This is a genomic window from Devosia enhydra (assembly GCF_900119845.1).
Lineage (GTDB): Bacteria > Pseudomonadota > Alphaproteobacteria > Rhizobiales > Devosiaceae > FPKU01.
Window position 1 is genome coordinate 146,541 of the sequence record NZ_FPKU01000004.1, and the last position, 25,668, is coordinate 172,208.

At 64.0% G+C, this 25,668-nt stretch carries 16 protein-coding genes; 8 read left to right on the forward strand and 8 right to left on the reverse strand.

Annotated elements, in window-relative coordinates:
* Positions 1 to 43 precede the first annotated feature (43 nt).
* From purH to htpX, 4 genes are all read right to left on the reverse strand, one after another.
* On the reverse strand, positions 44 to 1,636 hold the full coding sequence (gene purH / locus BT183_RS19210; RefSeq protein ID WP_072346623.1) for a bifunctional phosphoribosylaminoimidazolecarboxamide formyltransferase/IMP cyclohydrolase: 1,593 nt from the start codon (positions 1,634 to 1,636) through the stop codon (positions 44 to 46).
* 110 nt (positions 1,637 to 1,746) lie between these two features.
* Positions 1,747 to 3,345 carry a heparinase II/III family protein gene (locus BT183_RS19215; protein WP_072346625.1) on the reverse strand — a complete coding sequence of 533 codons (1,599 nt, stop codon included), beginning with the start codon at positions 3,343 to 3,345 and terminating at the stop codon, positions 1,747 to 1,749.
* Positions 3,346 to 3,454: 109 nt separating this feature from the next.
* Positions 3,455 to 4,747, reverse strand: a complete 1,293-nt coding sequence (locus BT183_RS19220; RefSeq protein ID WP_084603704.1) for an RsmB/NOP family class I SAM-dependent RNA methyltransferase — start codon at positions 4,745 to 4,747, stop codon at positions 3,455 to 3,457.
* Positions 4,744 to 5,727: a zinc metalloprotease HtpX gene (htpX, locus tag BT183_RS19225; RefSeq protein WP_072346628.1), complete on the reverse strand. Its 984-nt coding sequence runs from the start codon at positions 5,725 to 5,727 to the stop codon at positions 4,744 to 4,746. The genes BT183_RS19220 and htpX overlap by 4 nt, the downstream gene beginning before the upstream one ends.
* A 124-nt stretch (positions 5,728 to 5,851) precedes the next feature.
* On the opposite strand from htpX, the gene BT183_RS19230 reads away from it, so the two are divergent.
* A complete protein-coding gene (locus BT183_RS19230; RefSeq protein WP_072346630.1) occupies positions 5,852 to 6,076 on the forward strand; it encodes a DUF1674 domain-containing protein in 225 nt (74 codons plus the stop codon).
* A 12-nt stretch (positions 6,077 to 6,088) separates the two neighbouring features.
* Here BT183_RS19230 and BT183_RS19235 read toward each other — a convergent pair whose 3' ends face one another.
* Positions 6,089 to 7,000, reverse strand: coding sequence for an acetamidase/formamidase family protein (locus BT183_RS19235; RefSeq protein ID WP_072346974.1), 912 nt, complete (start codon positions 6,998 to 7,000; stop codon positions 6,089 to 6,091).
* Between the two features lie 125 nt (positions 7,001 to 7,125).
* Between BT183_RS19235 and BT183_RS19240 the strand changes: the two genes are divergently transcribed.
* The 6 genes from BT183_RS19240 (at position 7,126) to BT183_RS19265 (ending at position 19,775) form a co-directional block, all read left to right on the forward strand.
* Complete coding sequence (locus tag BT183_RS19240; RefSeq protein WP_072346632.1) at positions 7,126 to 7,767, forward strand: tetratricopeptide repeat protein; 642 nt, start codon at positions 7,126 to 7,128, stop codon at positions 7,765 to 7,767.
* Between the two features lie 132 nt (positions 7,768 to 7,899).
* The gene (locus BT183_RS19245; RefSeq protein ID WP_072346634.1) at positions 7,900 to 10,191 is read left to right on the forward strand and encodes a glycosyltransferase family 2 protein; all 2,292 of its coding nucleotides are present in this window, start codon (positions 7,900 to 7,902) and stop codon (positions 10,189 to 10,191) included.
* A gap of 89 nt (positions 10,192 to 10,280) precedes the next feature.
* Complete coding sequence (locus BT183_RS19250; RefSeq protein ID WP_072346636.1) at positions 10,281 to 14,054, forward strand: autotransporter outer membrane beta-barrel domain-containing protein; 3,774 nt, start codon at positions 10,281 to 10,283, stop codon at positions 14,052 to 14,054.
* Between the two features lie 126 nt (positions 14,055 to 14,180).
* Positions 14,181 to 14,969 carry an ImuA family protein gene (locus tag BT183_RS19255; protein WP_072346638.1) on the forward strand — a complete coding sequence of 263 codons (789 nt, stop codon included), beginning with the start codon at positions 14,181 to 14,183 and terminating at the stop codon, positions 14,967 to 14,969.
* Positions 14,860 to 16,422, forward strand: a complete 1,563-nt coding sequence (locus tag BT183_RS19260) for a Y-family DNA polymerase (RefSeq protein WP_177282643.1) — start codon at positions 14,860 to 14,862, stop codon at positions 16,420 to 16,422. Before BT183_RS19255 ends, BT183_RS19260 begins: the two co-directional genes overlap by 110 nt.
* Positions 16,419 to 19,775, forward strand: a complete 3,357-nt coding sequence (locus BT183_RS19265) for an error-prone DNA polymerase (protein WP_072346639.1) — start codon at positions 16,419 to 16,421, stop codon at positions 19,773 to 19,775. The genes BT183_RS19260 and BT183_RS19265 overlap by 4 nt, the downstream gene beginning before the upstream one ends.
* Before the next feature lie 72 nt (positions 19,776 to 19,847).
* Here the strand turns inward: BT183_RS19265 and BT183_RS19270 are convergent, their stop codons facing one another.
* From BT183_RS19270 to BT183_RS19275, 3 genes are all read right to left on the reverse strand, one after another.
* Positions 19,848 to 21,434 (reverse strand): multicopper oxidase domain-containing protein, encoded by a 1,587-nt coding sequence (locus BT183_RS19270; RefSeq protein WP_072346978.1) that lies wholly within the window; start codon positions 21,432 to 21,434, stop codon positions 19,848 to 19,850.
* A 137-nt stretch (positions 21,435 to 21,571) separates the two neighbouring features.
* Complete coding sequence (locus BT183_RS20610) at positions 21,572 to 22,378, reverse strand: PIN-like domain-containing protein (RefSeq protein ID WP_177282645.1); 807 nt, start codon at positions 22,376 to 22,378, stop codon at positions 21,572 to 21,574.
* On the reverse strand, positions 22,371 to 23,999 hold the full coding sequence (locus tag BT183_RS19275; protein ID WP_072346641.1) for a DUF262 domain-containing protein: 1,629 nt from the start codon (positions 23,997 to 23,999) through the stop codon (positions 22,371 to 22,373). The genes BT183_RS20610 and BT183_RS19275 overlap by 8 nt, the downstream gene beginning before the upstream one ends.
* 406 nt (positions 24,000 to 24,405) lie before the next feature.
* Between BT183_RS19275 and BT183_RS19280 the strand changes: the two genes are divergently transcribed.
* Positions 24,406 to 25,500 carry a THUMP domain-containing class I SAM-dependent RNA methyltransferase gene (locus tag BT183_RS19280; RefSeq protein WP_072346643.1) on the forward strand — a complete coding sequence of 365 codons (1,095 nt, stop codon included), beginning with the start codon at positions 24,406 to 24,408 and terminating at the stop codon, positions 25,498 to 25,500.
* The last annotated feature ends 168 nt before the right edge of the window (positions 25,501 to 25,668 follow it).

The following is a 25,668-nucleotide window of genomic DNA, read 5'->3' on the forward strand; positions in this document are numbered from 1 at the left end:
CCGGCCTTCGCCGGGGTGACGCCGGCTTCTCAATCGAACAGCCTCAGTGCCGGAAGTGCCTCATCCCCGTGAGCACCATCGCGACACCGGCCGCATCGGCCGCGGCGATGACCTTGTCGTCATTGACAGAGCCACCCGGCTGAATCACCGCCGTGGCACCCGCCGCGATGCAGGCTTCGAGCCCGTCGGGGAAGGGGAAGAAGGCGTCCGACGCCACGACCGAGCCCTTGGTCAGGGCGCCATCGAGGCCGGCGGCGGCGGCGGCATCTTCCGATTTGCGATGGGCGACGCGGGTGGAATCCACCCGGCTCATCTGGCCGGCGCCTATGCCTACGGTCGCCCCGTCGCGTACATAGACGATTGCGTTGGACTTGACGTGCTTGGCTACCACCATGGCCAGCTTCATGTCGGCAGCCTCGGCCTCGGTCGGGGCCTTTTTCGTCACCACCTTCCACTCGGCATCCTCGACATTGCGATTGTCGCGGCTCTGCACGAGCAGCCCGCCCGCCACCGAGCGCACCACGACGCCATCGGCGCGAGGATCGGCGATGCCACCGGTGAGGAGCAGCCGCAGGTTCTTTTTCATGCGGATGATCTCGATAGCCTCGTCGCTGGCGTCGGGGGCGACGATCACCTCGGTGAAGACCTTGACGATCTCCTCGGCGGCGGCGCGGTCGAGCGGCCGGTTCACCGCGACGATGCCGCCAAAGGCCGAGACAGGATCGGTGCGCAGCGCCTTGCGATAGGCCTCGACAACGTCGCCGCCGGTAGCGACGCCGCAGGGATTGGCGTGCTTGATGATGGCGACGGCTGCGGTTTTAGCGGGATCGAACTCCGACACCAGCTCGAAGGCAGCGTCGGTGTCGTTGATGTTGTTGAACGACAGCGTCTTGCCCTGAACCTGCCGGGCTGTGGCGACACCTGGCCGATCCTCGCCCGTGGCATAGAAGGCGGCCCATTGATGCGGGTTCTCGCCATAGCGCATCATCTCGCGCAACTGGCCCGAGACGCTGCGCCAGGGGATGTCCTTGTAGTCGAGTTCGCGGGCAAACCAGCTTGAGATCGCCGCATCGTAGGCCGCGGTGCGGGCATAGGCCTTGGCCGCGAGCTTGCGGCGCAGGGCCAGCGGTACGCCGCCCTCCTGCCGCAGTGCCTCGAGCACCGGAGCGTAGTCGTCGGGGTCGACGATCACGGTCACATGGGCGTGGTTCTTGGCGGCCGAGCGGATCATCGCCGGCCCGCCGATATCGATGTTCTCGATGATCTCGTCATAGCCGGCGCCGCGCGCCACGGTGGCTTCGAAGGGATAGAGATTGACCACCACGAGGTCGATCGGCCCGATGGCGTGGTCGCTCATCGCCTGTTCGTGGGTGGCATTGCCGCGAATGCCGAGGATGCCGCCATGCACCTTGGGGTGGAGCGTCTTGACCCGCCCATCCATCATCTCGGGGAAGCCGGTGAGGTCGGCCACGTCGCGCACAGCCACCCCGGTCTCGGCGATGAGCTTGTGCGTACCCCCGGTCGAGACCAGTTCGACACCCAATTGGGCGAGCGCCTTGGCGAAATCGGCCATTCCCGTCTTGTCGAAAACGGAAAGCAGGGCGCGCGACACGGGCGCGGTGGAGGAATCGGTCATGGCAGCCTGCCGTGCTCTCTTGAGGATGGGGAGGCGCTTAGCACGGGAAAGGCGATGAAGAAACCATCGCGTCGCGTCTTGCGATCATTCCTGCAGGGTGAAGACCCAGCTCACTTCGGCGCCATCGGCCACCAGCGTCTCGAGTACGATCTGCCTCGTGCGGTGGAAGCCGAAATAGGCCGACTGGCGCACCGAATCCTCGATGCGCAGGTCGGCGCCTTCCAGAGGAAGCTCCAGACCATGCCGGAGGCCAGCTGCAATTGCAGCATGTCGTCGGCTTCGAAGACCTCAGTGCCCTGGCCCAGATGGAAGCGGATGGCGCAGGCGCCCGAGATGCGGCCGTTGCGGCCGCGCGTAAAGCGGTCCTGCCCGACAAGCGTCTTGCCCTCCGGCATCAGGGTCAGGCGCCGCTCGACGGTGACCCCGAACCGATCCTGCCAGCCATGGCTCACGAGCGACAGCGTCTGTTCGGGAACGTCGATCCTGAGGTCGGGCGCGGCGCCGACGGGCATCAGCCGCCCGGTCATCGGGCCCGATGTGGCGATACTGGCGGCCGAAACCGCGTTGATGGTGGGGGCCGAGTGGGCAATGCCCTGCCGGAAGATCGAGGTGTCGCCTTCAAGATCAGCCGGGGCTGGGCCGCAATTGCCCACCACCAGCTCGCGGCCATGGCTGAACTCGAACGCCAGCGCACCGGCATGGGCTTCGCAGGCAAATTCGGGCTCGGGGACAAGCCCGCTATCGGCGACCACGATCGAGCGGCCTTCCACGAGCCTGCCGAACCCCCCGAGCGCCACGCTGGTGCGGGCCCGGGTCGGGCTCTGGGCCTGCACCGCCACGATCTGGTCATGCGGCAATTGCCCGGTGCCGTTGAAATAGCCCGGTTCGCCTGTGCCGAGCGAGATCGCGTCCATGGCGCGGAACATCTTTTCGATGCTGTCGCTCAGCGTATGGGCATAGGCTTGATGATGCCGGTTGAGTGCCTGGTCGATGGTGATCAATTCCATCAGCACCATCAGCTGGATCTTGGCGCTGCGCGAGCGATGCAGCCCATCCTCGCAGAACTGCTGGTCGATGAGGCGGGTCACGCGCCGCAGCCGCGCCGGCAGTTCCTCGCGCCGGCGTTCATCGGCGACCGCGACGCCGGCAAGCGCGATGGCTGCCAGCAGCGCGTCGACCGGGTCGGTTGCGAGAACGCCGCGCAGCTTGAGCGACTGAATCTGCATCGAGAGCGAACGGCCGATGGCATTGACCTGATCGGGCCGGGCGGCTTCGACGAGAATATTGTAGTGCCGGATCCAGTTCAGCACGCGGCGGGCGCAGAGCGAAGGCTTCCAGCTGTCGCGGCTGAAGCGGCCATCCCGGCCGATCCAGTCCATCGCCAGGGTGGTGGCGAAGCGCCGTTCTTCTTCGGTCCGCGAGTCGCGGAAGTGGCGCAGCCAGGCGAAGGAATGCAGGTCATCGAGCCAGTCGGCATGCCCTACCGGCATCCCGAAAGGGGAAACGCCATGGGTATCGATGAGCTTGGAGGCGAGCAGGTAGCGGCCTGCCATCATCTCGAGCACCGTCTCGCGGTCGCTCGGCCGGATTTCGCCCAGCGTACCGACCAGATCGGCATCGGACGGGCCGGTCCAGCTCCAGCGGACGACAGGGGTGGTCGCGGCCCAGTCAGCCGTACCGAGCAGCCAGCGGCGTGCGACAAATCGCATGGAATTCGCCAAGAACGCCGCCCTCACGCCTCACAAGACTGATCGATCGTCTCCCCGGCGCGTGGCGCGCAATCGGAGACCCTTCTCTTGCCCGCCGCGCTCCTGTTCGTCAACCGCGCCTGAAGCGTGCGACATGGAAGCCGTCGAGCGTGCCGCCCTTTTCCCCAACGATGAGGCCGGGATGGGAGCGCAGTGTCCCATCTGCCTGCAGCGCACCAGCTGGCCATTCGCCTTCGCCTGCGGTGATGGGCATGGGAACGAGGCCGGCCGCCTCGGCGGCCTCGCGCTGCGCATCGCCCTCTTCAGGTTCGAGCGAACACACGCAATAGACCAGAACTCCGCCCGGATTGAGGCATTTGGCGGCCTGCGCGATCAGCCTGCGCTGCAGCGCGGCGCGGTCGGAAATGTCGGCGGGGCGCTTCTGCCACAAAAGCTCGGGGTGTCGGCGGAAGGTCCCGGTGGCCGTGCAGGGGGCATCGAGCAGCACGGCGTCGAAGCGTTCATCGGGTTCGAAGGCGAGTGCGTCGGCGGCGATGATCTCGGCCTCATAGCCGAGCCGATCGAGATTGCTTTTGAGCCTCTCGAGGCGCGTTTCGTCGGCGTCGAGCGCCGTGACACGGTAGCCCGCCTTGATCAGCTGCGCCGTCTTGCCCCCGGGTGCGGCGCAGATATCGAGCACGCGCGCGCCGGCTGGCAGGTTGACAAGGCGGGCGGGCAGGGCGGCCGCGGCGTCCTGCACCCACCATCCGCCCTCGGCAAAGCCGGCAAGCTCCGCCAAAGGCCTGTCGCGTTCGGAGAGCCGGATGGTGTCGCCATAGAGCCGATCGGCACCCAGAGCCATGGCCGCCGCCTCTGGATCCTTGGCGGTGATATCGAGAGGGGCGCCTTCGATCAGGGCCTGCGCGAAAGCGGCAATCGCCGCATCGCCATAGGCCTTGGCCCAGCGCTTGCGCAGCCATTCGGGGATCAACAGCTGAGGGTCGAGCCCGGTGAACTCGGCGGTTCTGGCCTGGGCCCTGCGGAGCACGGCGTTCGTCAGGCTCGCAAGATGCCGGCTGCGCGGATCGCGTCGCATGGCTTCGACCCCCAGATGCACGGCACTGTGGGCGCCGGTCTCGGGCATGAACAGAAGCTGCGCCAGCGCCAGCCGGAGAATGGCGGCGAAATTGCCCGATTTCTTGGGCATGCCGCGTTCGAGCAGCGCGGCCAGCACATGGTCGAGATGACCGTGGCGCCTCAGCGCTACCGTCACCATGCGATTGGCGAGGGCACGGTCTCGGGGGTCGGCAATGTCGGATTGATCAAGGGGCGCGAAATGCGCCCCTGCGAGAACCTCACCCAGTCGATCGGCCGCCTTGATCCTGAGACCGAGGCCGGGAGGCAGGCCTGGGGCGGCGCTCAACCCCAGGGACCGGAATTGCCGCCACCATTGCCGCCTGTGGGCGGGATGCGCCAGCCGCTCTGCGTGCCGGGCGTCGAGGCCGGGCGCGGGGCTGCGGCGCGCGGGCTTGCGGGCGCCGCCGCGACGCGACCAACCCCCGCTGCGGCCAGCTTCTGCAACTGCGCGATGCGGTTGGCGACGTTGGGATGGGTGGAAAACAGATTGTCCATGCGGGCGCCCGAAAGGGGATTGGCGATATACATATGCGCCATGGCCGGATTGCGCTCGGCCGCGACGTTGACAGTGCGCTGGGCCATGCGCGTGATCTTGTCAAGCGCCGAAGCCAGCGCCAGCGGATCGCCCGAAATCTCGGCGCCATCCTTGTCGGCTTCATATTCGCGCGTGCGGCTGATCGCCATCTGCACGACCATGGCCGCGAGGGGGGCGAGAAACACCATCAGCAGGGCCCCGATGCCGCCCAGCGGATTGTCGCGATTGTTTCCGCCGCCAAAGAACAGCCCGAACTGCGCCAGCATGGAGATCGCGCCGGCCAGCGTTGCGGTCATCGTCATGATCAGCGTGTCGCGGCTGCGGATATGGGCCAGCTCATGGGCCACCACGCCGGCGACTTCGCGGGTCTCGAGCGTGCGCAGGAGACCGGTCGATACCGCGACCGCGCCATTCTTGGGGTCGCGGCCGGTGGCGAAGGCGTTGGGCTGGTCGCTCTCGATCACGTAGATGGCAGGGGTCGGGATACCGGCCCGCTGCGACAGCGTATCGACCATATGATAGAGATCTGGCGCCGATCGCCGGTCGACAGGCCGCGCGCCCTGCATGCGCAGCACCATCTTGTCGGAATTCCAGTACGCAAAGAGATTGGTGCCGGCCGCCACCATGAAGGCGATCGCCATGCCGCTCGTTCCGCCGATGAAATAGCCGACGGCCATGAACAGGGCCGTCATGCCCGCCAGAAGCACCGTCGTCCGCAGGAAATTACCCATCTGGTTTGCGTTGACCTCTCGATCGCTGAAGGCGCCTTCTTGTCGCGCCCGATTGCAAATAGGATGGGGTGCCACAAGGTTCCGCACAAGACCCAGCCTCGCGACCATACCAAGGACAATACAGATGACCGATGCCCTGCAGGATCCTGACGATCAGCATCCAGACGATCAGCCCGCACGCCCGCCGCTGAGCCCCGCTGCGCAGCGGGCACTCGATGAAGCGGCCGCCCGTCGTCGCGCGCTCGACGCGGCGATGGCGCAACGGCCCGAGGAAAAAGGCGGGCGCGGCGGGCTCGACCCCATCCGCTATGGCGACTGGGAGATCAAGGGGCTCACGGCTGACTTCTGACCGTCCCGCGCATCACCGCGGTGGCAGCCACTTTTTTTCGATCCGGCAGGCGACCGTGTAGGCCGGGTCAAAGACGTTGCCCACATCATAGCGCACGACCTGCCCCATGAGGTGGCTGGCCGCTGTGGCCGAAAGCCCGTAATCGCTGGTCAGCCAGTCGAGCATATCGGTGGTCGCGTGCTGCAGCGCCTGGTCGAGCGGCCGGGCATTGCCGACCGAAAAGATGTGATCGGCATCTTCCCCGCGCGGCCACACGAGGCGACGGCCTTTCTCGACGCTCAGGCACACCTCGACCTCGAAGCTCGTCTCGATGCCGGTGCCGACGATCTCTCCATCGCCCTGCACGGCGTGGCCGTCGCCGAGAAAGAACAGGGCACCCGGCACCGCCACCGGAAACCATGCGGTGCTGCCGGGCCCGAAGCGCCGATAGTCCATGTTGCCGCCATTGCGGTCACTGGTGGCCGTCGAAAAGGCCTGCCCCAGCGCCGGCGCGACGCCAAAGCACCCCAGCATGGGTTCGAGCGGCAGCACCAGATGGTCGAGCCCTGCCACGGCTTCGTCCAGTTGCACGGTGCCGGCCTCCGCGTCGATCCGCCAGTTGACCCGCTCATTGGCCGGCAGGCTTCGCACCCGATCGGGATCGACGACATTGGCGGCGAGCGACGACCGCGTCCAGCCGAGCGGCCGGCTGGGCGTCATGCGGATGATATCGACGCGAAGCGCGTCGCCGGGTTCCGCGCCCGCGACCGCGATCGGCCCCACCATCGGATTGGGTCGTGACGCACGCGCTACCGACTGCGCATCGGTGCCCGCAGCATCGAGCGTCGGCACGATCAGGATATCCCCCGAGGCGACGGTCAGAACGGGGGGCAGTGTGCCCAGAACGTTCGACCAGCGGTCGGGCGTGAAGCGGTGCGTTGCCATGTCCTGTCCTTGCTCGTCCTGCCGGTCGCGCACGCTTCGCCTGACTGTCGAGCGGGACTTGCAGATGACGCGGTTTCCGGTTCCATGCTGAAAGAAGATTGCGATTCGATGCAAATGGAGTGGTCATGAAACGCACATTGCTGCCCGTCCTCGTGGTACTGGCGCTCGCGGCGCCCGCACTGGCCCAGCCCGTCGATCAGTGGAAGGTCTATGAAGAGGGCGTTGCCCTGCTCGAAGGCAAGAACGGTCCGGCCGACCCAAGGGGCGCGGCGGAGCGCTTCGAGCAGGCCGCCAAGCTCGGAAATGCGTGGGCGCAGTTCAAGCTCGGCGAGCTCCTGATGGATGGCAATGGCGTCGGCAAGGACCAGAAGCGGGCGCTGGAGCTCTTCACCACCGCAGCCGATGCCGGCAATCCCTGGGCCCAGTTCAAGCTCGGCGACGTTTACGTCGAGGGTACGCTCGTCACGAGGGACGAGTCCAAGGCGCGTGCACTCTTTGAATCGTCGGCCAAGGAAGGCAATGCCTGGGCCCAGTTGCGCCTCGGCGAAATGTATATGGACGGACGTGGCGGCCCCAGAGACCGCGCGCGCGCCGTGGCGTTGCTCGAGGCGTCGATGGAGCAGGGCAACACCTTCGCGATGATGGTGCTGGGCAATCTGCTGCTCGACAGCTCGCCCAGCCGGGGCAAGACCTTGCTGCGTCAGGCTGCCGATGCTGGAAACGAGGTTGCACTGCGCCGGCTGCGGCAGCTCAACACCGGTCTTTAAGATCCTCTTAACGCAACATGTGTTGCAATCATGCATCGTTGCGAGAAGGTCACACCATTTGCGTCGCCGGTGATTGCGAATCCGGAGCCTAGGTCGTAGGCATTGCAGTGCAATTCCATGGGGGCGTGGGGCATGCTGCACTTTAGTCCGGCTCAGGCTGGACAATTTTCCGATGAGGACAGGAGCGGCCATTCGGTCGCTCGCGTCGTTTTCGGGCAGCGTGCTGAACCCAGCCTCCGGCCGGGCGCCGTCAAATTCGCCATTTCGATTTCGGTTGTCCTGATCGTCGTGCTTTTGGGGCACGTGGCGCTCAATCCGCGGATCGATGAGGTCACCAAGGGCCTTTATATCGTCCTGTTCTGCGGCCTTTATTATTGCTGCCTCGCCTATCTCATCAATCGCTACGGGGCGGCAAAGCGCGAAGTGCTGGCCGCTGCTGCGCCATCATCGGCCATGCCTCCCGAGGATGGTCCCTCGGTCACCGTGCTCGTGCCCTCGTTTCGCGAGGAGCGGCGCGTTCTCCTCGCCACCGTCCTGTCGGCAGCACTGGCGCGCTATGGCGATCGCCGCGTGGTGGTGCTGCTTGATGACCCCCCGTTCGATGCCGCCCGTCCCTCAAGCCTCAAGGCCGTCGAGGATGCTCGTGCATGGCTCGCTGAGCCGATGGCTGGCCTGCGGGTGGCGGAAGGGCAGTGGCAGGAGCGCAAAGCGGCTGGCCTCTTCGATGCCGCCGCCGAGGGCGTTGCCATTGCTGCGACCTATCGTTCGGCGTCAGCATTCCTCGACGGGCTGGCAGAGCGGCTCAAGCGCGATGCCGAAGCGGAATTCGTGCATGTCGATGGTTTCCTGATCGAATCCGTCGTCCTGTCCCTCAGCCGCCACTACAGCGGCGAGGCTGATGCCATCGCTGCAGCCGAGCTGAACTCGGCAATGGCGGATCGCCATTACCAGAGGCTGGCACGGCTCTTTTGCGACGATATCTCGGTCTTTGAGCGCAAGCAGTTCATCAACCTGCCGCATGCGGCAAACAAGGCGATGAACCTCAATGCCTATCTGGGCCTGATGGGCAATGCCTACCGCTTCGAGTCCGGCCGCGAAGGAACATCGCTGGTGCGGATCGGGGCATCGGAGCCGGCCGATCTCATCGTCCCCGAGCCCGATTATGTGCTGACGCTCGATGCCGACAGCGTCATCCTGCCCGATTATCTCGTAGCGCTGATGGGCGTCATCGAGGTCGATCCGGCGATCGGTGTCATCCAGACGCCCTATCGCGCCTTCCCCGGCTCCCGATCGGCCGTCGAGCGCGTCGCCGGCGCGACCACGGACATGCAGTATCTGGTGCATCAGGGGTCGAGCCATTTTTCGGCCGGCTTCTGGGTTGGTGCCAATGCCCTGTTGCGCCGCTCCGCGCTCAAGGCCATCGCAACCGAGCAGCGCGAGCGCGGCCATGCGCACCAGGTCTTCATCCAGGACCGGACGGTGATCGAGGACACCGGGTCCACCATCGATCTTCTGGGCAAGGGCTATCGGGTCCACAACCACTTCGAGTCGCTCGCCTATAGCGCCACGCCGGCAGATTTTGGCTCCCTCGCGGTTCAGCGTGAGCGCTGGAGCAATGGTGGCCTGATCATTTTCCCCGATCTCTGGCGCCAGGTCGGCTTCGGCGGGTTGCGGCGACGTGGCCTCGAACTGGTGTTGCGCAGCCATTATCTGCTCTCGCCCGTCGTGGGCAACACGGCCGTGTTCCTGCTGATGATCCTGCTCAGCACCGACACGCGCAACCTGCTGCTGATGCCCTTGGCCATGGTGCCGTATTTCGTCATCTACGGGCTCGATCTCAGGCGCAGCGGCTACCGGTTCGCCGATATCTTCTCGGTCTCGGCGCTTAACCTCATGCTCCTGCCTGTCGGCTTTGCCGGCATCTTGGCCTCGATCATGCAGATGGCGACGGGGCGCAAAGGCCGGTTCCGCAGAACCCCGAAGGTTGCCGGGCGCACGCGCGTGCATTGGTTCCACATCGTGTTTTCGGGCGGACTCGTTGCTCTCATGGGGTTTTACCTCTTCGATGGCATCGCCTCGGGCGCGGCTCTCGAAAGCATCTTCCCGGCGATGAACCTGGCCTTGCTCGGCTACGGGTTCGTGCGCTTCATCGGGCCGGTGCAGGCCGTCGGTGATCTTGCCGCCGCTGCATTCGAGCCGTTCCGGCCACTGCTTTCCACGCAGCGGACCCGCCGGCACCTTGCCGCCGGCGCGCTCGGGCTCGTGGCCTCGCTTGTTCCGCTTTCGCTCGGGCCGGCCTTTTCGGGGCAGGACAGCAGCGCCCTGCTCTTGCGCGCCGATGCGGCCACCCCGCTCGACCAATCGCGCCTCGGCCCCGAAATCAGGCCCCTCGCGTTGCCGCCGCCGCGGGAGAGACCGCGATGAAACGACCCTTTTCTCCGCCTTCGCCGCCGTCTGCTCAGCCGCTCTTCAAACGCCCGATCCGCAGGATCCAAGACGAAGGAAACGACACAATGAATCGTCGCTCGGATGGCCTGCGTGTGAGCACTGTCAGCCTTTCCTCGGTGGCTCTCCTGTCCTCGGCCAGCCTCGCGGCGCTGATGCTTGGGGTGGCGCCCCTGCGCGCCGATGACGCGTGCGTGCTTTCGGCCGGCGTGCTCACCTGCTCGGGCGACCAGAGCGACGGCATCAGGCGGCTTGAAGGCAGCACCCGCTTTGACACCCTCGTGGTCAATTCCCTCAACCGCGACATTGCTCCGGCTGAGTATTCCGGCATCAGGATCGACTGGGACGATCCCATCGCTGCCGAAGTCGACACCGGCAGCTTTGCCATCCGGGCCGGCGGGCAGGGCGCCAGCGGCATTGTGCTCAACAATTACGGCACCGGTGGCGCCAGTCTCGATTTCAAGGGCACCGTCGTGTCATCGAAAGGCGCCGGCATCAAGATCATGGCCCCCGGCGATGCGTCCTATATCGGCACCGGCAGCGTCTCGTCCGATGGAACCGGCATCACCGTCAAGAGCGAGTCCGACGGATCGGCCAGCCTCGATCATACCGGCGCCATCACCTCGCAGACCGGAAGCGGCGTCCTCGTCACCGGCTCGGACGATGTGTTCGTCAAGACGCGCGGCGTGATCGAGGCTGACGACAATGCCATCTTCGCCAAGTCCTATGGCAACGATCAGTCGACGGTGACGGTCGACCATGCCCAAGGGTCGCTCACGTCCTATTCCGGATACGGCATCTATGCGCTTTCCGCCTTCGACGGGGTTACCGTCACGGTCGTGGGCGATATCTCGTCCATGGCGGATGGCATCTATGCCAAGGCCGCGGGCGTTGCCGGCGATGCCATCGTATCGAGCACCGGCACGATCATTTCCGATGCCGGGCTGGGCATTTACGCGCTGTCGGCCTATGGCAAGACCAGCGTGACCAGTCGCGGCAATGTCACGTCGTTTTACAGCGGCATCTACGCCAAAGCCGACAGCAGCGCGGACGCCGTCATTGACAGCGAGGGCGATGTCCTGTCCGAGACCGAGGCAGGGCTGGTCGCCATCTCCGCCAATGGCAATGCCAAGATCGACAGTACCGGTGCCGTGACCGCTGAGCTGGATGGCCTTTATGCGCGTGCCAATGGCGATGTCACCATCGACACCAATGGGGCGATTTCGTCCACCAATGGGCGCGGCATCGATGCCGAAAGCGGCAATGGTGGTGTCGTCGTCACGAGCGTGGGGGCCATCGGCGCAAAGCTCGAAGCCATTCGCGTCAAGACCGGCAGCAATGATGTGACGGAGCTGGCCTCTGTCAATTCGACCGGAAACCTCAAGTCCTCGGCCGATCGTGGCATCGAGGTCATAGCGGCACACCAGTCGATCGACATCGTTTCGCGCGGCGCCATCCAGTCGGCGCTCGAGGGGATCCACGCCACCGCGGGTGGAGACAGTGCCACCATCAGCATCGACACCATCGGTGCGATCACCTCGTCGAACGATATCGGCATCTTCGCCGAAGCGGCCAAGGGCGGCGTCGAGATCGTCTCGCAGGGCTCGATCGGGTCGAGGAAGGCCGGCATTCATGCCGTCACCGGCAGTGATACCGCCAGCGTCAGCGTCGATACCGACGGCAACATCACCTCGCTCGATGGCGTGGGCATCTATGCCAAGTCGGCGCGCGGCTCGGTGGATGTCCAGTCCGAGGGCGTGATTGCCGCCAAGCAATCGGGCATCCATGCCGAAAGCGGCGGCGACGAGGATGCCGAGGTCACCGTGACCAATATCGGCAAGATCACGTCAACCAACGCCTACGGCATTTTCGCGACTGCAGCCCGGCTCAAGGTTTCCGTCGACAATACCGGTGAGATCGTCTCCAAGAAGGATGGCATCCGGGCCATCAGCACCGGCGGATCGGTCGAAGTCGATCAGACGGGCGACATTTCGGTGACCGAAGGCGCCGGTATCTATGCATACAATACCGGCGATACTGTCAGCGTCATCATGGATGGCGACATCACCGGGGGCGCCTATGGCATCTTCGGCATGAACGAAGTCACCGACGTCTCGATCACGTTCAAGGCCGATGGCACGATTTCGGGCGCATCCGAGGCGGGCGTCTATCTTTACGGCATCACCACCACGAGCTTCGACAATTACGGCACCATCGATGGTGGCGCGGGCGTTGTGGTCGAAACCGATGGCTGGGCCACCAACACCGTCAACAATTACGGCACCATGATCGGCGATTTCGACATGGTGAAGGGCCTCACGAACCGGCTCAACAACATGAGCACCGGGCTCATGGAGCTCGGTACGGCCGTGACCCTCAACAGCGCCGGCATCCTGACCAATGCGGGCACGGTCGCACCGGGAGGAAACGGGGTGATCACCACCACGGTCCTCACCGGCAATTTCGTTCAGACCGGCACCGGCCTCATGAACATGGATGTTGATTTCCTGACCAACGAAGCCGATCTCATCGATGTTTCGGGAACCGCCACTCTGGCCGGCCGGCTGGGCATTGTCGTCGCCGATGTGGGCGATCTGGTGCCGATGACCTTCACGCTGCTGACGAGCCAGTCCTACGGCACTCCCGACCTTGATTTCGAGCATAACCTGGTGCTCACCAACATCGCGCTCGATGCTGATGTGCTGTTCGAGGGCGGAACCGATGTGCGGGTTCGGGTCAATGGCCTCGATTTCGGCGGCGGGCCCGATACCAGCGGCTTCAACACCGACATCACCGATGCGCTGACCAGCAGCTTCGAGCAGGGTTCGCCCGATCTGGCGCCACTGTTCACCGCCCTCGTCAATATCCAGGACGTCGAGGAGTACGCGGAGGCCATCGAGCAGCTCTCGCCCGAAATCACCAGCCAGTCCAATGGGGGAACGCCGTCCAGCGTTCCGGGCTTCGCCGATCGCCTGCTCAGCTGCCGTGTTCAGGATGGCGCCTATGCCTTCAACGCGGAAGGCGAATGCGTGTGGATGAGCTCGTCGGCCACCCGGTTCGATCGCGATGCGACCGCCGACAGCCTGAGCTATCGCCAGACGGCCATGGCTCTTTCCGCCGGCGCGCAGAAGGCATTTTCGCCTGAAATCCGCATCGGCGGCGCGGTGGGCTATGTCCATTCGAGCGGCGCCAACAGCGGCGGGAGCACGGCCCGTTCTGATCGGCTCCAGGCCGGCGTGGTCGTCAAGTATGACCGGGAGGCCACTCTTCTGGCCGCCGGGCTGACAGCGGGCATCGGCGCCACGGATACGACCCGCCTCGTCACCATCGGCAATCTCTCCGAGACGCTCGAAGGCGAAAGCACCAACGGGTTCGTGGCGGCACGCCTGCATGCGGCCCACACCTTTGCGAGCAAGACTGCCTATCTCAAGCCGCTGGTTGATCTTGACCTGATTGGCACCTCTTATGGCGGCGTCGTGGAAACGGGCGGTTCGTCTGCTCTTGCCATCGATGCCAGCACCCATCTCACGGCGATTCTGGCACCGGCACTCGAGATCGGGGGTGAGTTCGATGTGGGGATGGGGGCCGTGGCGCGTCCCTTCGTGCGCGGCGGCGTCAGCTATTCGAGCAATCCCGATATCGTCACCACGGCCCGCTTCGCCGGTGGCAGCCCCGATAGCTTCACCACCACCAGCAACAGCGACGCGCTTCTGGGCAAGCTCTCGGTGGGTGTGGATTTCGTCAGCGAAAACAATGCGTCCATGCGGTTCTATTATGATGGCGCCTATGGCGAAACGACCCGTCAGCACAGCGTCGGCATGAAGGCCAGCGTCGCGTTCTGACCCGATCGCCAGACCCTTTTTGAAGCGCCGGGGATCGATGGTCTCCGGCGCTTTGCTTTGTGCACAGGGGGCGTTGACTCTCGGCTTGATGTGAGTCCAAAATAGAACAAAACAGGAACTAAAGGCATGGACCGATCTCATGATGTTCGTGCCCTTCGAACCGTTCTGGCCCGCCTCGATCCTTCGGTCGGGGACGGGGGTGCCGATGCTTTGCCGCGCTTTGCCCTCGGCGTTCCAGGGCTCGATGCGGATCTGGGCGGCGGGCTGGTGCGGGGTGGGCTGCACGAAGTGTTTGCCCAGGGGCCGATGCCGGCGGCTGCCGGCTTTGCCGCCGGGCTGGCCTTGCGGGCGGCTGCCGGCAGGCCGCTGGTCTGGATCCGGCAGGCGCATGTGGGTGCCGAAGCGGGCGAACTCTACGCCCAGGGGCTGGCCGAAATGGGCATCGATCCTAGCCGGATGGTGCTGGTGCGGGTCAAGGATATGGCGGGAGTGTTGCGGGCGGGGAGCGAGGCGCTCGCCTGCAAGGCCCTTGGTGCGGTGGTGATGGAATCATGGGGACAATCGCGTCATCTCGACCTCACGGCCACGCGCCGGCTGGGGCTTGCCGGGGCCGAAACGGGCGTCACGCCCCTGATGCTGCGCGTCGCCGCCGATCCCATTCCAAGCGCCGCGCAAAGCCGCTGGCAGGCCGGCGCTGCGACCTCGCGCGATCTGCCGGGATTGCCTGGCCTGCCGGCTTTTGCCGTGGAGCTCTTGCGCCTGCGCAGTGGGGCAAACGGGCGGGCCTGGCGTTTGGAGTGGGATCATGAGGCCCACAGCTTCCGCGAGCAGGCGCTATCTGGCGGTGTGGTTTCCCTTCCTCTCGACAGACCGGCTGCACAGGCAGGCGGCGCAGTCTGGCGGCAGGCCGGATGACGCTCCTCTCGTCATCGTCGGCAAGAGCGAGAATGCCCTGCGCATCGTCGCCTCCGACCTCGCGGCGGTAAAGATCGGGCTCGTGCCGGGCCTCAGCTTTGCCGATGCCCGCGCGCGCGTCCCGCAGATGCAGGTGGCCGATCACGATCCGGAAGGCGATGCGGCCCTCATCGAACGCATCGCCGACTGGGCCGATCGCTACACGCCCGTGCTGGCGATCGATCCGCCGGACGGGCTAATGCTGGAAATCGGGGGCTCGGTGCATCTCTTCGGTGGCGAAGCGGCGCTCCACGCCGATCTTTCCGCCCGCCTCGAAACTATGGGCCTTGCGCTGCGCAGTGCCATCGCCGGCACGCGCGGTTCGGCCCGCGCCATGGCCCGGTTCGGGCCGGGGGGCATCGTCCCGCCGCGCCAGGAGGCGGCTGCAACCGCGCGCCTGCCGGTCGAGGCGCTCGAAGTTGAGCCTTCAACGGTGCTGGCGCTCAAGCGCGCCGGAATGCGCCGCATCGCGGACCTGGCGGAGCGGCCGCGCAAGCCTCTGGCGGCGCGTTTTGGGGCAGACCTCACAACCCGTCTGGCCGGGCTTCTGGGCGAAACCGATACCCCGCTTACCCCCCGCCGGCACCTGCCGGCCTTTCTCGCCGAGATGCGTTTTGCCGATCCCATCGGGCTTCTCGAGGATATGTCGGCCGCACTCCTGGCGCTTTCGCACGATCTCTGCATGCGGCTCGAGCGGCAGGGGCAGGGCGGGCGGGCCTTCGAGGCGAGTTTTTTTCGGGCCGATGGCACGGTGCGCAGGCTTTCGCTCCTTGCGGGCCGGCCGCTGCGAAAGGCCGAGCCCCTGCACCGGCTGATCATGATGCGCATCGAAGGCCTGACCGATCCCATCGATCCCGGTTTCGGTTTCGACATGATCCGGCTTTCCGCCCTTGCCGGCGATGCAGCGCCGCCGATCCAGTCGCGCCTCGATGGTTCGGAAGAGGCCGAGGCGGCGCTGGCCGAACTCATCGACCGGCTGGCGGCGCGCTTTGGCGCCGATGCGGTGGAGCGGCTGGTGCCCGGCAATGCCAATGTGCCCGAGCGCGCGGGGTTCGCCGTGCCGGCGCTTTCGGACATCAAGGGCGCCGGGCCGTGGCGAAGGCCGATGCAGGGCGCCCCGCCGATGCGGCCGCTCTTTCTCTTCTCTCGCCCGCAGGCGGTTGAAGTCGTAGCCGAAGTGCCCGACGGTCCGCCTCGCCGCTTCCGCTGGCGCAAGGTTCTGCACGAGGTGGTGGCGAGCGAGGGGCCCGAACGCATCGCGCCCGACTGGTGGCTGCCGGGCAAGGACCGGCGCACACGCGATTATTTCCGTGTCGAGGACAGCGTCGGCCAGCGTTTCTGGCTCTTCCGCTACGGGCTTTATGGGCGCGAGACCACCGATGTGCGCTGGTTCATCCATGGGGTTTTCCCGTGAGCGGCTTTGCCGAACTGATCGCGGCGAGCAATTTCTCCTTCCTGCGCGGCGCCTCGCATGCGCAGGACATGGTGCTGGCCGCGCTGCTCTTAGGCCATTCGGGCCTGGGGCTTGCCGATCGCAATACCGTGGCCGGCGTGGTGCGGGCCCATGCGGCGCTGTGCGACCTGCGCGAGGGGGTGCTGCCTTCCAAAAAGGAGCGGGAGGGCTCGGGCCCCGGCGAATATGTGCGGGTGGCGTCCGACGCTAACCTGCCGTTTTCGCTCGACGAACTGGTGCGACGGGCCGGAGACTTCCGCCTCGCCGTCGGCACGCGGCTGGTCTTTGCCGATGGCACCCCCGACATCGTCGCCTATCCGCAGAACCGCGCCGGCTGGGGCCGTCTCTGCCGGCTGCTCTCCAAGGGCAATCTTAAGGGGGAGACCAAGGCCAATTGCGTTCTGAGCTTTCCCGACCTGCTGTTTTCCTGCGAGGGACTGCTGCTGATCGTCGTGCCGCCCATGGGCGCGCCGCCCGAGGCCATCGAGCCGATCCTTCCGGCACTGCGTGCCGCGGCGCCCGGTGCCCTATGGATCGCCGCAACCTTGGCCCATCGTGGCACCGACCGGCGCCGGCTGTTGCGGCTTAAGGCCTTGGCCGGCCGACACAATCTGGCACTCATCGCGAGCGTCGATGCGCTTTATCACAGCCCCGACCAGCGCGATCTTCAGGATGTGATGACCTGCATTCGCGAAGGCGTCACGATCGAGACCGCCGGCACGCTGCTCGAGGCCAATGCCGAGCGGCACCTGAAATCGGCAGCCGAGATGGCCCGGCTGTTTCGCGACTGTCCAGAGGCGCTGGCCGAGCCCGAACGGCTCCTCTCGCGGGTTGAGTTCAGCCTCGACCAGCTGCGCTACACCTATCCCGAGGAATCGACGCCGCCCGGCCATACGGCCCATCAATGGCTTGAGAAACTGACATGGCAGCGCAGCGCGATCCGCTATCCCGATGGCATTCCGGCAAAGGTTGAAAAGCTTCTGCATCAGGAGCTGCAGCTGATCGCCGAGCTCGACTATGCCCATTATTTCCTCACCATCAATGATATCGTCCGAGTGGCCGAGGACAAGGGCATATTGTGCCAGGGGCGTGGATCGGCTGCCAATTCAGCCGTATGTTATGTGCTTGGAATTACATCGGTCGATCCCAGCGTCAACGACCTGCTGTTTGCGCGTTTCCTGTCCAAGGAGCGCAAGGAGCCGCCCGATATTGACGTCGACTTCGAGCATGAGCGGCGGGAGGAGGTGATCCAGCACATCTATGACTATTACGGTCGCCAGCGCGCGGCGATTGCCGCCACGGTGATCAGCTACAGGCCGCGCAGCGCCATCCGCGAGGTGGGCAAGGCGCTGGGGCTGTCAGAAGATATCACGACGCGGATCGCCTCGACCGTCTGGGGCAGCTGGTCGAGCGAAAAGCTCCCCTCCGACCATATCCGGCAGGCCGGGCTCGACCCCGACAACCCGATGATCTTCAAGGCGGTGCAACTGGCGACGCGGCTCCTGCGCTTTCCGCGCCATCTCTCCCAGCATGTTGGCGGGTTTATCCTCACCCAGGGGCGGCTGGACGAATATGTGCCGATCGGGCCTGCTGCCATGAAGGATCGGACATTCATCGAATGGGACAAGGACGACATCGACAGGCTCGGGATGATGAAGGTCGATGTGCTGGCGCTCGGCATGCTCACCTGCATCCGCAAAGGCTTCGACCTGATCGCCGCCCATCACGGCCGACGGCTCGACCTGGCGGCGATCGGGCAGGATGGGGACGACAAGGAGCCGGTCTACGAGATGCTGCAAAAGGGCGATTCCATCGGGGTGTTCCAGGTCGAAAGCCGGGCCCAGATCAACATGTTACCGCGCTTGCGCCCGGCGAAATTCTACGACCTCGTCATCCAGGTCGCCATCGTCCGACCCGGCCCGATCCAGGGCGACATGGTGCATCCCTATCTGAGGCGCCGGGACGGCATCGAAGAGCCCGAATATCCTTCCCCAGGGCCGCCGCATGATCCAGACGAGCTCAGGAACGTGCTCAAGCGCACGCTCGGGGTCCCGCTTTTCCAGGAGCAGGCGATGAAGATCGCCATGGTGGCGGCCGAGTTTTCCGATGTGGAGGCCAACCGGCTGCGCAAGGCCATGGCCACCTTCCGCCACAACGGCACGATGGGCGAGTTCCAGGCCCTGATGGTCGATCGCATGGCGGCGCGCGGCTACGATCGGGCGTTTGCCGAGAGATGTTTCAACCAGATCAAAGGCTTCGGTGAATATGGCTTTCCCGAGAGCCATGCCGCCAGCTTTGCCCGGCTGGTCTATGTCTCGGCCTGGATCAAGTGCTATTACCCCGCCGCCTTTGCCTGCGCGCTGCTCAATGCCCAGCCCATGGGGTTTTATGCCCCGGCCCAGATTGTGCGCGATGCCGAGGACCATGGCGTGCCGGTGCGGGCGGTGGATATCAATGACAGCCTCTGGGACAACCGGCTGGAGGATGGCGAACCGGACTGGCCGTCGCTGCGGCTTGGCTTTCGGCAGATCGACGGGTTCCGGCAGGACTGGGCGAACACCATCGTTGAGAAAAGGGGCACAGGTTACGCAAGCCTCGAGGATCTCTGGCGAATAACCGGCCTGCCGCATCGCGCCATAACGCTTCTGGCCGATGCCGATGGCTTCCGATCGGTGGGGCTCGACCGGCGGCAGGCGGCCTGGGAAGCGCGGCGGCTGCCCGATGACGAGCCGCTGCCGCTGTTTGCGGCGGCCGATGCGCGGGAGCTGGCGGAGGAGCCGGATATGGACCTGCCGGCGATGCCTTTGGCCGAGCATGTGATTGCGGACTACCAGACGCTGCGGCTCTCGCTCAAGGCGCACCCGCTGGCCTTCCTGCGAAAAACCCTTTCAGAGCAAAGGGTTGTGAGCTGCGAGGGGCTGGGTGATTTGCGCGATGGAGCACGGATTCGCGTGGCGGGGATTGTGCTGGTGCGGCAGCGGCCGGGGAAGGGGAATGCGATCTTCATGACGCTGGAGGATGAGACGGGGATTGCCAACTGCCTGATGTGGGCCAACCGTTTCGAGCGCTACCGGCGGGCGGTGATGGCGGCCCGGCTGGCCATTGTGGAAGGGCAGATTCAGAAGAGTTCACAAGGGGTTATCCATGTGATGGCGAGCGCGGTGATCGATGCCTCCCCGCTGCTCGACCAGCTGTCGGCCACCCACAGGGCGGCGCCGGAATGGACGCGGGCCGATGAGGTGAAGCACCCGCAGGTGCGGCGCGGGCACCCGCGCGACACACGCATCATCCCTAAATCCCGTGACTTTCACTGACAAACACGTGCGAAACACGTGACATCACGTTCCCGGCGCCTGTTGGGGCTCAAATGCGCAAAATTATTCCTCTCAGGTGACGGTGAACTGCCCCATCATGCCGGCATCCTCATGCTCGAGGATGTGGCAGTGGAACATGTAGGGGAAGCGCGCGGTGGCTTCGTGATCGAAGCGCATGATGAGGCTGGAGGCGCCGCCCGACAGCAGCACCGTATCCTTCCAGCCCGAATTCTGCGCCAAAGGCGGGCCGCCGCCGCCCGAGGATTCCACCTGGAAATGGACGCCATGGATGTGGAAGGGGTGCTCGACCCCGCCGCCGCCCGAAACGATCCAGCGCTCGATGGTGCCGCGCCTGATCTCGAAATCCATGCGGTCCATGCGATAGGCGCGGCCGTTGATGCGGAAATCATCGAAGATGAGCCCGCTGACCGCCGGACCCTGCCCGTGGATGGGCACGCCGGTGGGGCCGGTGGCGGTGGCGTGCCCGGCATGGCTTGCATGCCCGGCATGGCCGGAATGATCCATGCTGCCGCTGGGCTGGTGGCCGGGCGACTGCACCTGGCCCGATGAATTGCCGCCCATATCGAGCGAGATCTGCCGGGTGATGATGCCATCGGGGGCAACCAGCGGCGCGATGGCGTCGCCGATGCGATCGGGCACGCGAGAAATGCGGACGGGCAGGGTATCGTCGATCGCAAAGCGCAGCACGGTCATCGACAGGCCGCGGGCGCTCATCAGCACCGGGGCGGGGCCTTGCGAAAAATCGACGAGGATCTCGGCCCGCTCGCCGGGGGCGAGGGGCAGATAGGTCATCTCGATGGGGGCCGGCAAAAGCCCGCCATCGGTGCCCACGAGATGGAAGGGGCGGGTATCGTTGAAATGGAGCGAATAGATGCGGGCGTTGGAACCGTTGACGAGCCGCAGGCGGACGAGGCCCGGCGGCACGCCGGCGATGGGCGAGGGCTGGCCGTTGACCAGCACGCGATTGCCCAACAGCCCGTTGAGAATATCGGCATAGGTGGGGTTGTAGATCATCCGCCCTTCGGGGTCGAAGCGCCGATCCTGCAGGAGCAGCGTCAGGTCATCGACGCCATAGGTGGAGGGCAGGCCGCGCGCGTCGTCGCGCCCATCGGTATAGTGGATGACCCCGGCGAGCCCGGAATAGACATGCCGCGCCGTGGCCCCATGGATATGGGAATGGTACCAGAGCGTGGCGGGGCCCTGATCAAGGCTCATGGGGGTGATGAGCTGCCGGCCCGGCGCGATGGCCGTGTGGGGGCCGCCATCATGCTCGCCGGGCACCAAAAGCCCGTGCCAGTGCACGGTGACGTCTTCATCAAGGCTGTTGTCGAGCGTGGCTTCGAGCCCGCCCGAGCGCATCAGGATGGTGGGGGCCAGAAACCCCTGGTTGAAGCCCCAGGTGGTGCTGGGCGCGCCGCCGGCAAAACGGGTGAGCCCGCTCTGCGCGGTGAGCGCCACGCGGCCCGTGGCGGTGGTATCGAGCAGCGGCGGCATCAATAGGCGCTGGCGCGCCGGCAGATCGGTGGCCGCAACAGCCTGGCCCATGGACAGCCCTGGCCGCATGCCCATGGCAAGCCCGAGCCCGCCAAGGCTGGCTGCGCCGGCCAGCGCGAGCAGGCGCCGTCGTCCTATCCTCATCAAATCCCCTCCCGCCGCCTCTCCCCAGGCGACGGGGCAGGATGGCGCAATTTTTCGCGGCGAGCTAGGGGTGGGGGGCCGGCTATCCACTCTTCAAATTCGAGGCAGGGAGTGCCCTACAGCGGCTAGCAGAAGATCTAGCCAACGAGCCTTTTAGCCAAGCTTTCCAGCGTGATGGTTTCGAACTCCGCGCCGCTAATCGCATGGACCTCGGCAGACAAGATAGGATGAGGGATGCCACCTCGGCTCCAGTCAATCTTTTTGTCGAGAGTTACAAGTGTAACACGCCGATATGCTACGCCATCCTTCTTTAGTTCCGCCAAGCCAAGAAGTAGGTCTGCCCATACGAAAAAATCACCATCGCCACCATCTTTAAAACCAGGTGGCGTTTTCGTTCTCTTGCGTACTTCGGCCGACGCTGCAATAAGCGAGCGGCTGACAAATGGAACGCGTGCCTTTTCTAACAAAAGATCAACAAAAAGCTTGGTTTTTCGGGCCGTGTTGTCATCAAATATATATCCATATTCATCGTCAAACTCACCTATTAATTTTCTGAATCTTTCTGAATAATCGCCAAAACGCTCGTCAAAATCCCCAATTGTATCACTCAAATCCTTAAATTTTTTCTGAACAGCTGATGATATAGAATCGACACCAAGGAACTGGTTATTCCAAAACTCCTGTATAACTTGGCCCGGAAGTATCAATTGTCCAGAAAACTGAGACCTTAGGTAGTCTACAATATCATCACACTTACTGTGTTTGCTCATCCTCAGTAAGACGTTCGCATCAAACGCGACCACAGTCTCCGCATGATCGCGCTCGATCAGCTCGAATTTCAGAGCTGATGAAAGCGACTGCAACGCCTTGATTTCCGTGGTCCTATCGAGCAGAGCACAAACTTGCGCAACGCATTCTTCTCCCCTCCCCGCGGCATTAAGCATCGTACCAGATCCGGCCAGCCTCATTAGCCAACTCCGACCCCACCCTCTCGACCGCTGGAACATCCCACTTCACCAATTGCTCTAGAGTTTCTGTCCACTCTCCAGCCGCGGCTTCATTCAGCATGGTGTTTCTGAACGTCGCCCAATCCAGTACAAATCTAGGCCGTTTCTCGACCTTTGAGATTATAGTGTTTCCAATGGTTGACGCCCAATAGCTTCCTTCGTCCTCGCCCATATCGTCAAACTCAGCTGACTTTGTCCAAATAAAATGAAGAAATCCACTCGGATCCGGCGTAATAGTTTTTTGTATAATTGAACGCCGAAGAAATGTTAATACATTTTTATTTAACGACCTCTTCTTTATCTGACTTACAAATTCGTCACGTGTCGGATTTAGATCTCTAAGAAGGTCGATCATAACCGTCCAGCTTCTCGAATCATGAATCGCCTTAGCGGCCTCACCTAACCTTCTCTCAACATTGCCAGTGCCGAGATTTCCAACCACGATGCGTCTAACAACCAGTTTTAGGATCCATTCCCTGCCAGCCTGCGCGTCTGGAACATCAGCGCATGCTAAAAGGATTGGCCGTACAGTTAACACGTTCAAACTATTTAGAGCTGAAAATACCCCTAGGGCATCGAAATCAGCCGGACCTGCGGATGTGGGGTCTATCATTTGCATATACAGCGGCAGATTTCTCTCTAGGTGCGACATTATCTCATTAGGTCGAGGTGGGGTACGATCGCCCATTTGCCTTCGATTGGCGAGAAATCCATAAAGATCTTTAGGTAGAATATAGCCACTTCTAACTGTAACGACGTGCCTAATATACTGTACAAAATTATTAGCGCCTTCGGTCGAGAACTGTTTTGCAATCAATTGCCATTGGTCGTAGCGGGCAACCTCGTCGCCACCCGCCTGACTCAAAATGTAATTCTTAAGCAAATCGGCGGTAGTTAGATCTCGGCCGCGAGTGTTCACTACTTCATATACTTGATAAGCGGCTTCAGCAGTGGGGTGCAGAAAGACAGCAAAGTAGAGCCGATTTGTAAGGAAATCGGTCCATTTACCTAGTCGTTTGAAAGGATCAATTCGCAAATCCTCTCGGAGATGCCGCGAGAGTAAATCATAAGATGCGCAAATTTTTGCAGAAACGGATGAATCGTCATCAATATCTGGCGGCCGATTCCCCGTTTCCAGAATTATCTTGAACGTATTATCATCAGCCTTGTCTGTGAGCTTTACCCTGCGAATTTCTTCATCGGTCTGATAGTCGATCGAGCGTAAAAAGCTTGCTCGTATGCGGTCGGCCAGTGCCTTGCGGTCGCTTCGAATTGCCTCGTGAAATATGGCATTTGCAAGAAGACTTAGGGTTATTATACGTTGCTGCCCGTCTACTACTCTTTTTCGGCCTGAATCCTCATTCTCCTTTGGAGTTGTAAGAATAATAAGGCCGAGAAAATATGACTCAGCGTCTAGGCTGCTTCTGAGATCAGACCAGAATTCGTTAACTTCATCGTTTCCCCATGAATATTCTCGTTGGAAGCGAGGAATGTCAAATATGTTGTTAGAGAAAATTGCTCCAGCGTTGCTTGCGCTAGCATTAAGAGGTGTATCCAATGGTTCCTCGCGAACAACCCGATCAGAAGTCTATCATTGCATGCCGAACTTCGTCGAGCAACCATACACAGGTGCAAACCTGTTCACCCTGCGAACTACGAATTTCCGCGATAGGTCTCCTTAGTCCGACTGCTAGGGCTGAAATAATCAGATAGTCGTTTTTAATAGCTTGAGCGCCCGATGCAGTGATACGCCAGCGCGCTTTACACCGCCGACACACTGCTACCACCCGGCAAGCTGTCCACTGCCGTAGGCCCCTCAGGATCCCCTTATGACACGCTCGCCGCGCCGGAGTTCTCGTTCGCAACATCCTTCGTCGACCGTGAAGGCTCCGGCTTCGCGGCCCGGTCCGGCTGCGCCGGTTGGCGGCGAGGAAGAGGCTGCGGGGGCGGGAGGGCTTTTTCTTGTGGCGGTGCCGGGGCTGGAGGCGCTTCTGGCCGAGGAGGCGCGGGGGGCGGGGTTTGCGGGGGTGGAGGTGGTGCCCGGCGGGGTGAGCCTTCCGGGGGGCTGGCCCGAATTGATGCGCGCCAATCTCGTCTTGCGCGGGGCGACGCGGGTGCTCTGGCGCATCGGGCAGTTCCGCGCGCTGCATCTGGCGCAGCTCGACAAACGGGCGCGGCGGATCGACTGGGCGGGCCTCCTGCGATCGGATGTGCCGGTGGCGGTGGAGGCGGCGTGCCGGCGCTCGCGCATCTATCATGCCGGGGCGGCGGCGCAGCGCGTGGCCACCGCGATCAGCGAGGCGCTGGGCGCGCCCATTGCCGAGGATGCGCCGGTGCGGGTGATGGTGCGGATCGAGGATGATCTCGTGACCCTCAGCATCGATACCACGGGCGCCTCGCTGCACAAGCGCGGCTTCAAGGAAGCGGTGAACCGCGCGCCGATGCGCGAGACCATGGCGGCGCTGTTTCTGCGGGCCTGCGGGTTTTCCGGGCAGGAGCCGGTTTATGACCCCATGTGCGGCTCGGGCACCTTCCCCATCGAGGCGGCCGAAATCGCCGCCGGGCTGTTGGCGGGGCGGGCGCGGGGCTTTGCGTTCGAGCATCTGGCGGGGTTCGATGCCGGGCCCTGGGCACGGGTGCGGGGCGGGGCCTCGGGGGCGGCCGGGGCGGCGCGGCCGGGGCTCGTGTTTTCAGGCTCGGATCGAGATGCGGGGGCCATCCGCATGAGCCTCGAGAATGCCGAGCGCGCCGGGGTGGCCGGGCTGACGCGGTTTTCCGTGGCCGAGATCGGCGAGATCGTGCCGCCCGAGGGGAAGCCGGGGCTGGTGATCGTCAACCCGCCCTATGGCGGGCGCATCGGCGAGAAGGGGCCGCTCATCGGGCTGCATCGCGAGATGGGCCGGGCGCTCAAGGCGCGGTTTTCCGGCTGGCGCGTGGGCATCATCACGGCCGACCGGCAACTGGCCGAAGCCACCGGCCTCACCTTCCTGCCCCCCGGCGAGCCGGTGCTGCATGGCGGGATCAGGGTAACGCTCTATCGCACGGGGGTGCTGGGGTAGGGGCTCTTCACCTCTCCCTTTGGGGGAGAGGTCGGCCGAGGGGCGGGTGAGGGTGCCTTGCGATGGCGCGTGGGGCAAGGCCCCCTCACCCTGGCCCTCTCCCCGGCGGGGAGAGGGGACGATGGAGCCGAGGCAATTGTGCTCGGCCCTCGTGCTTCGAGACGCCCC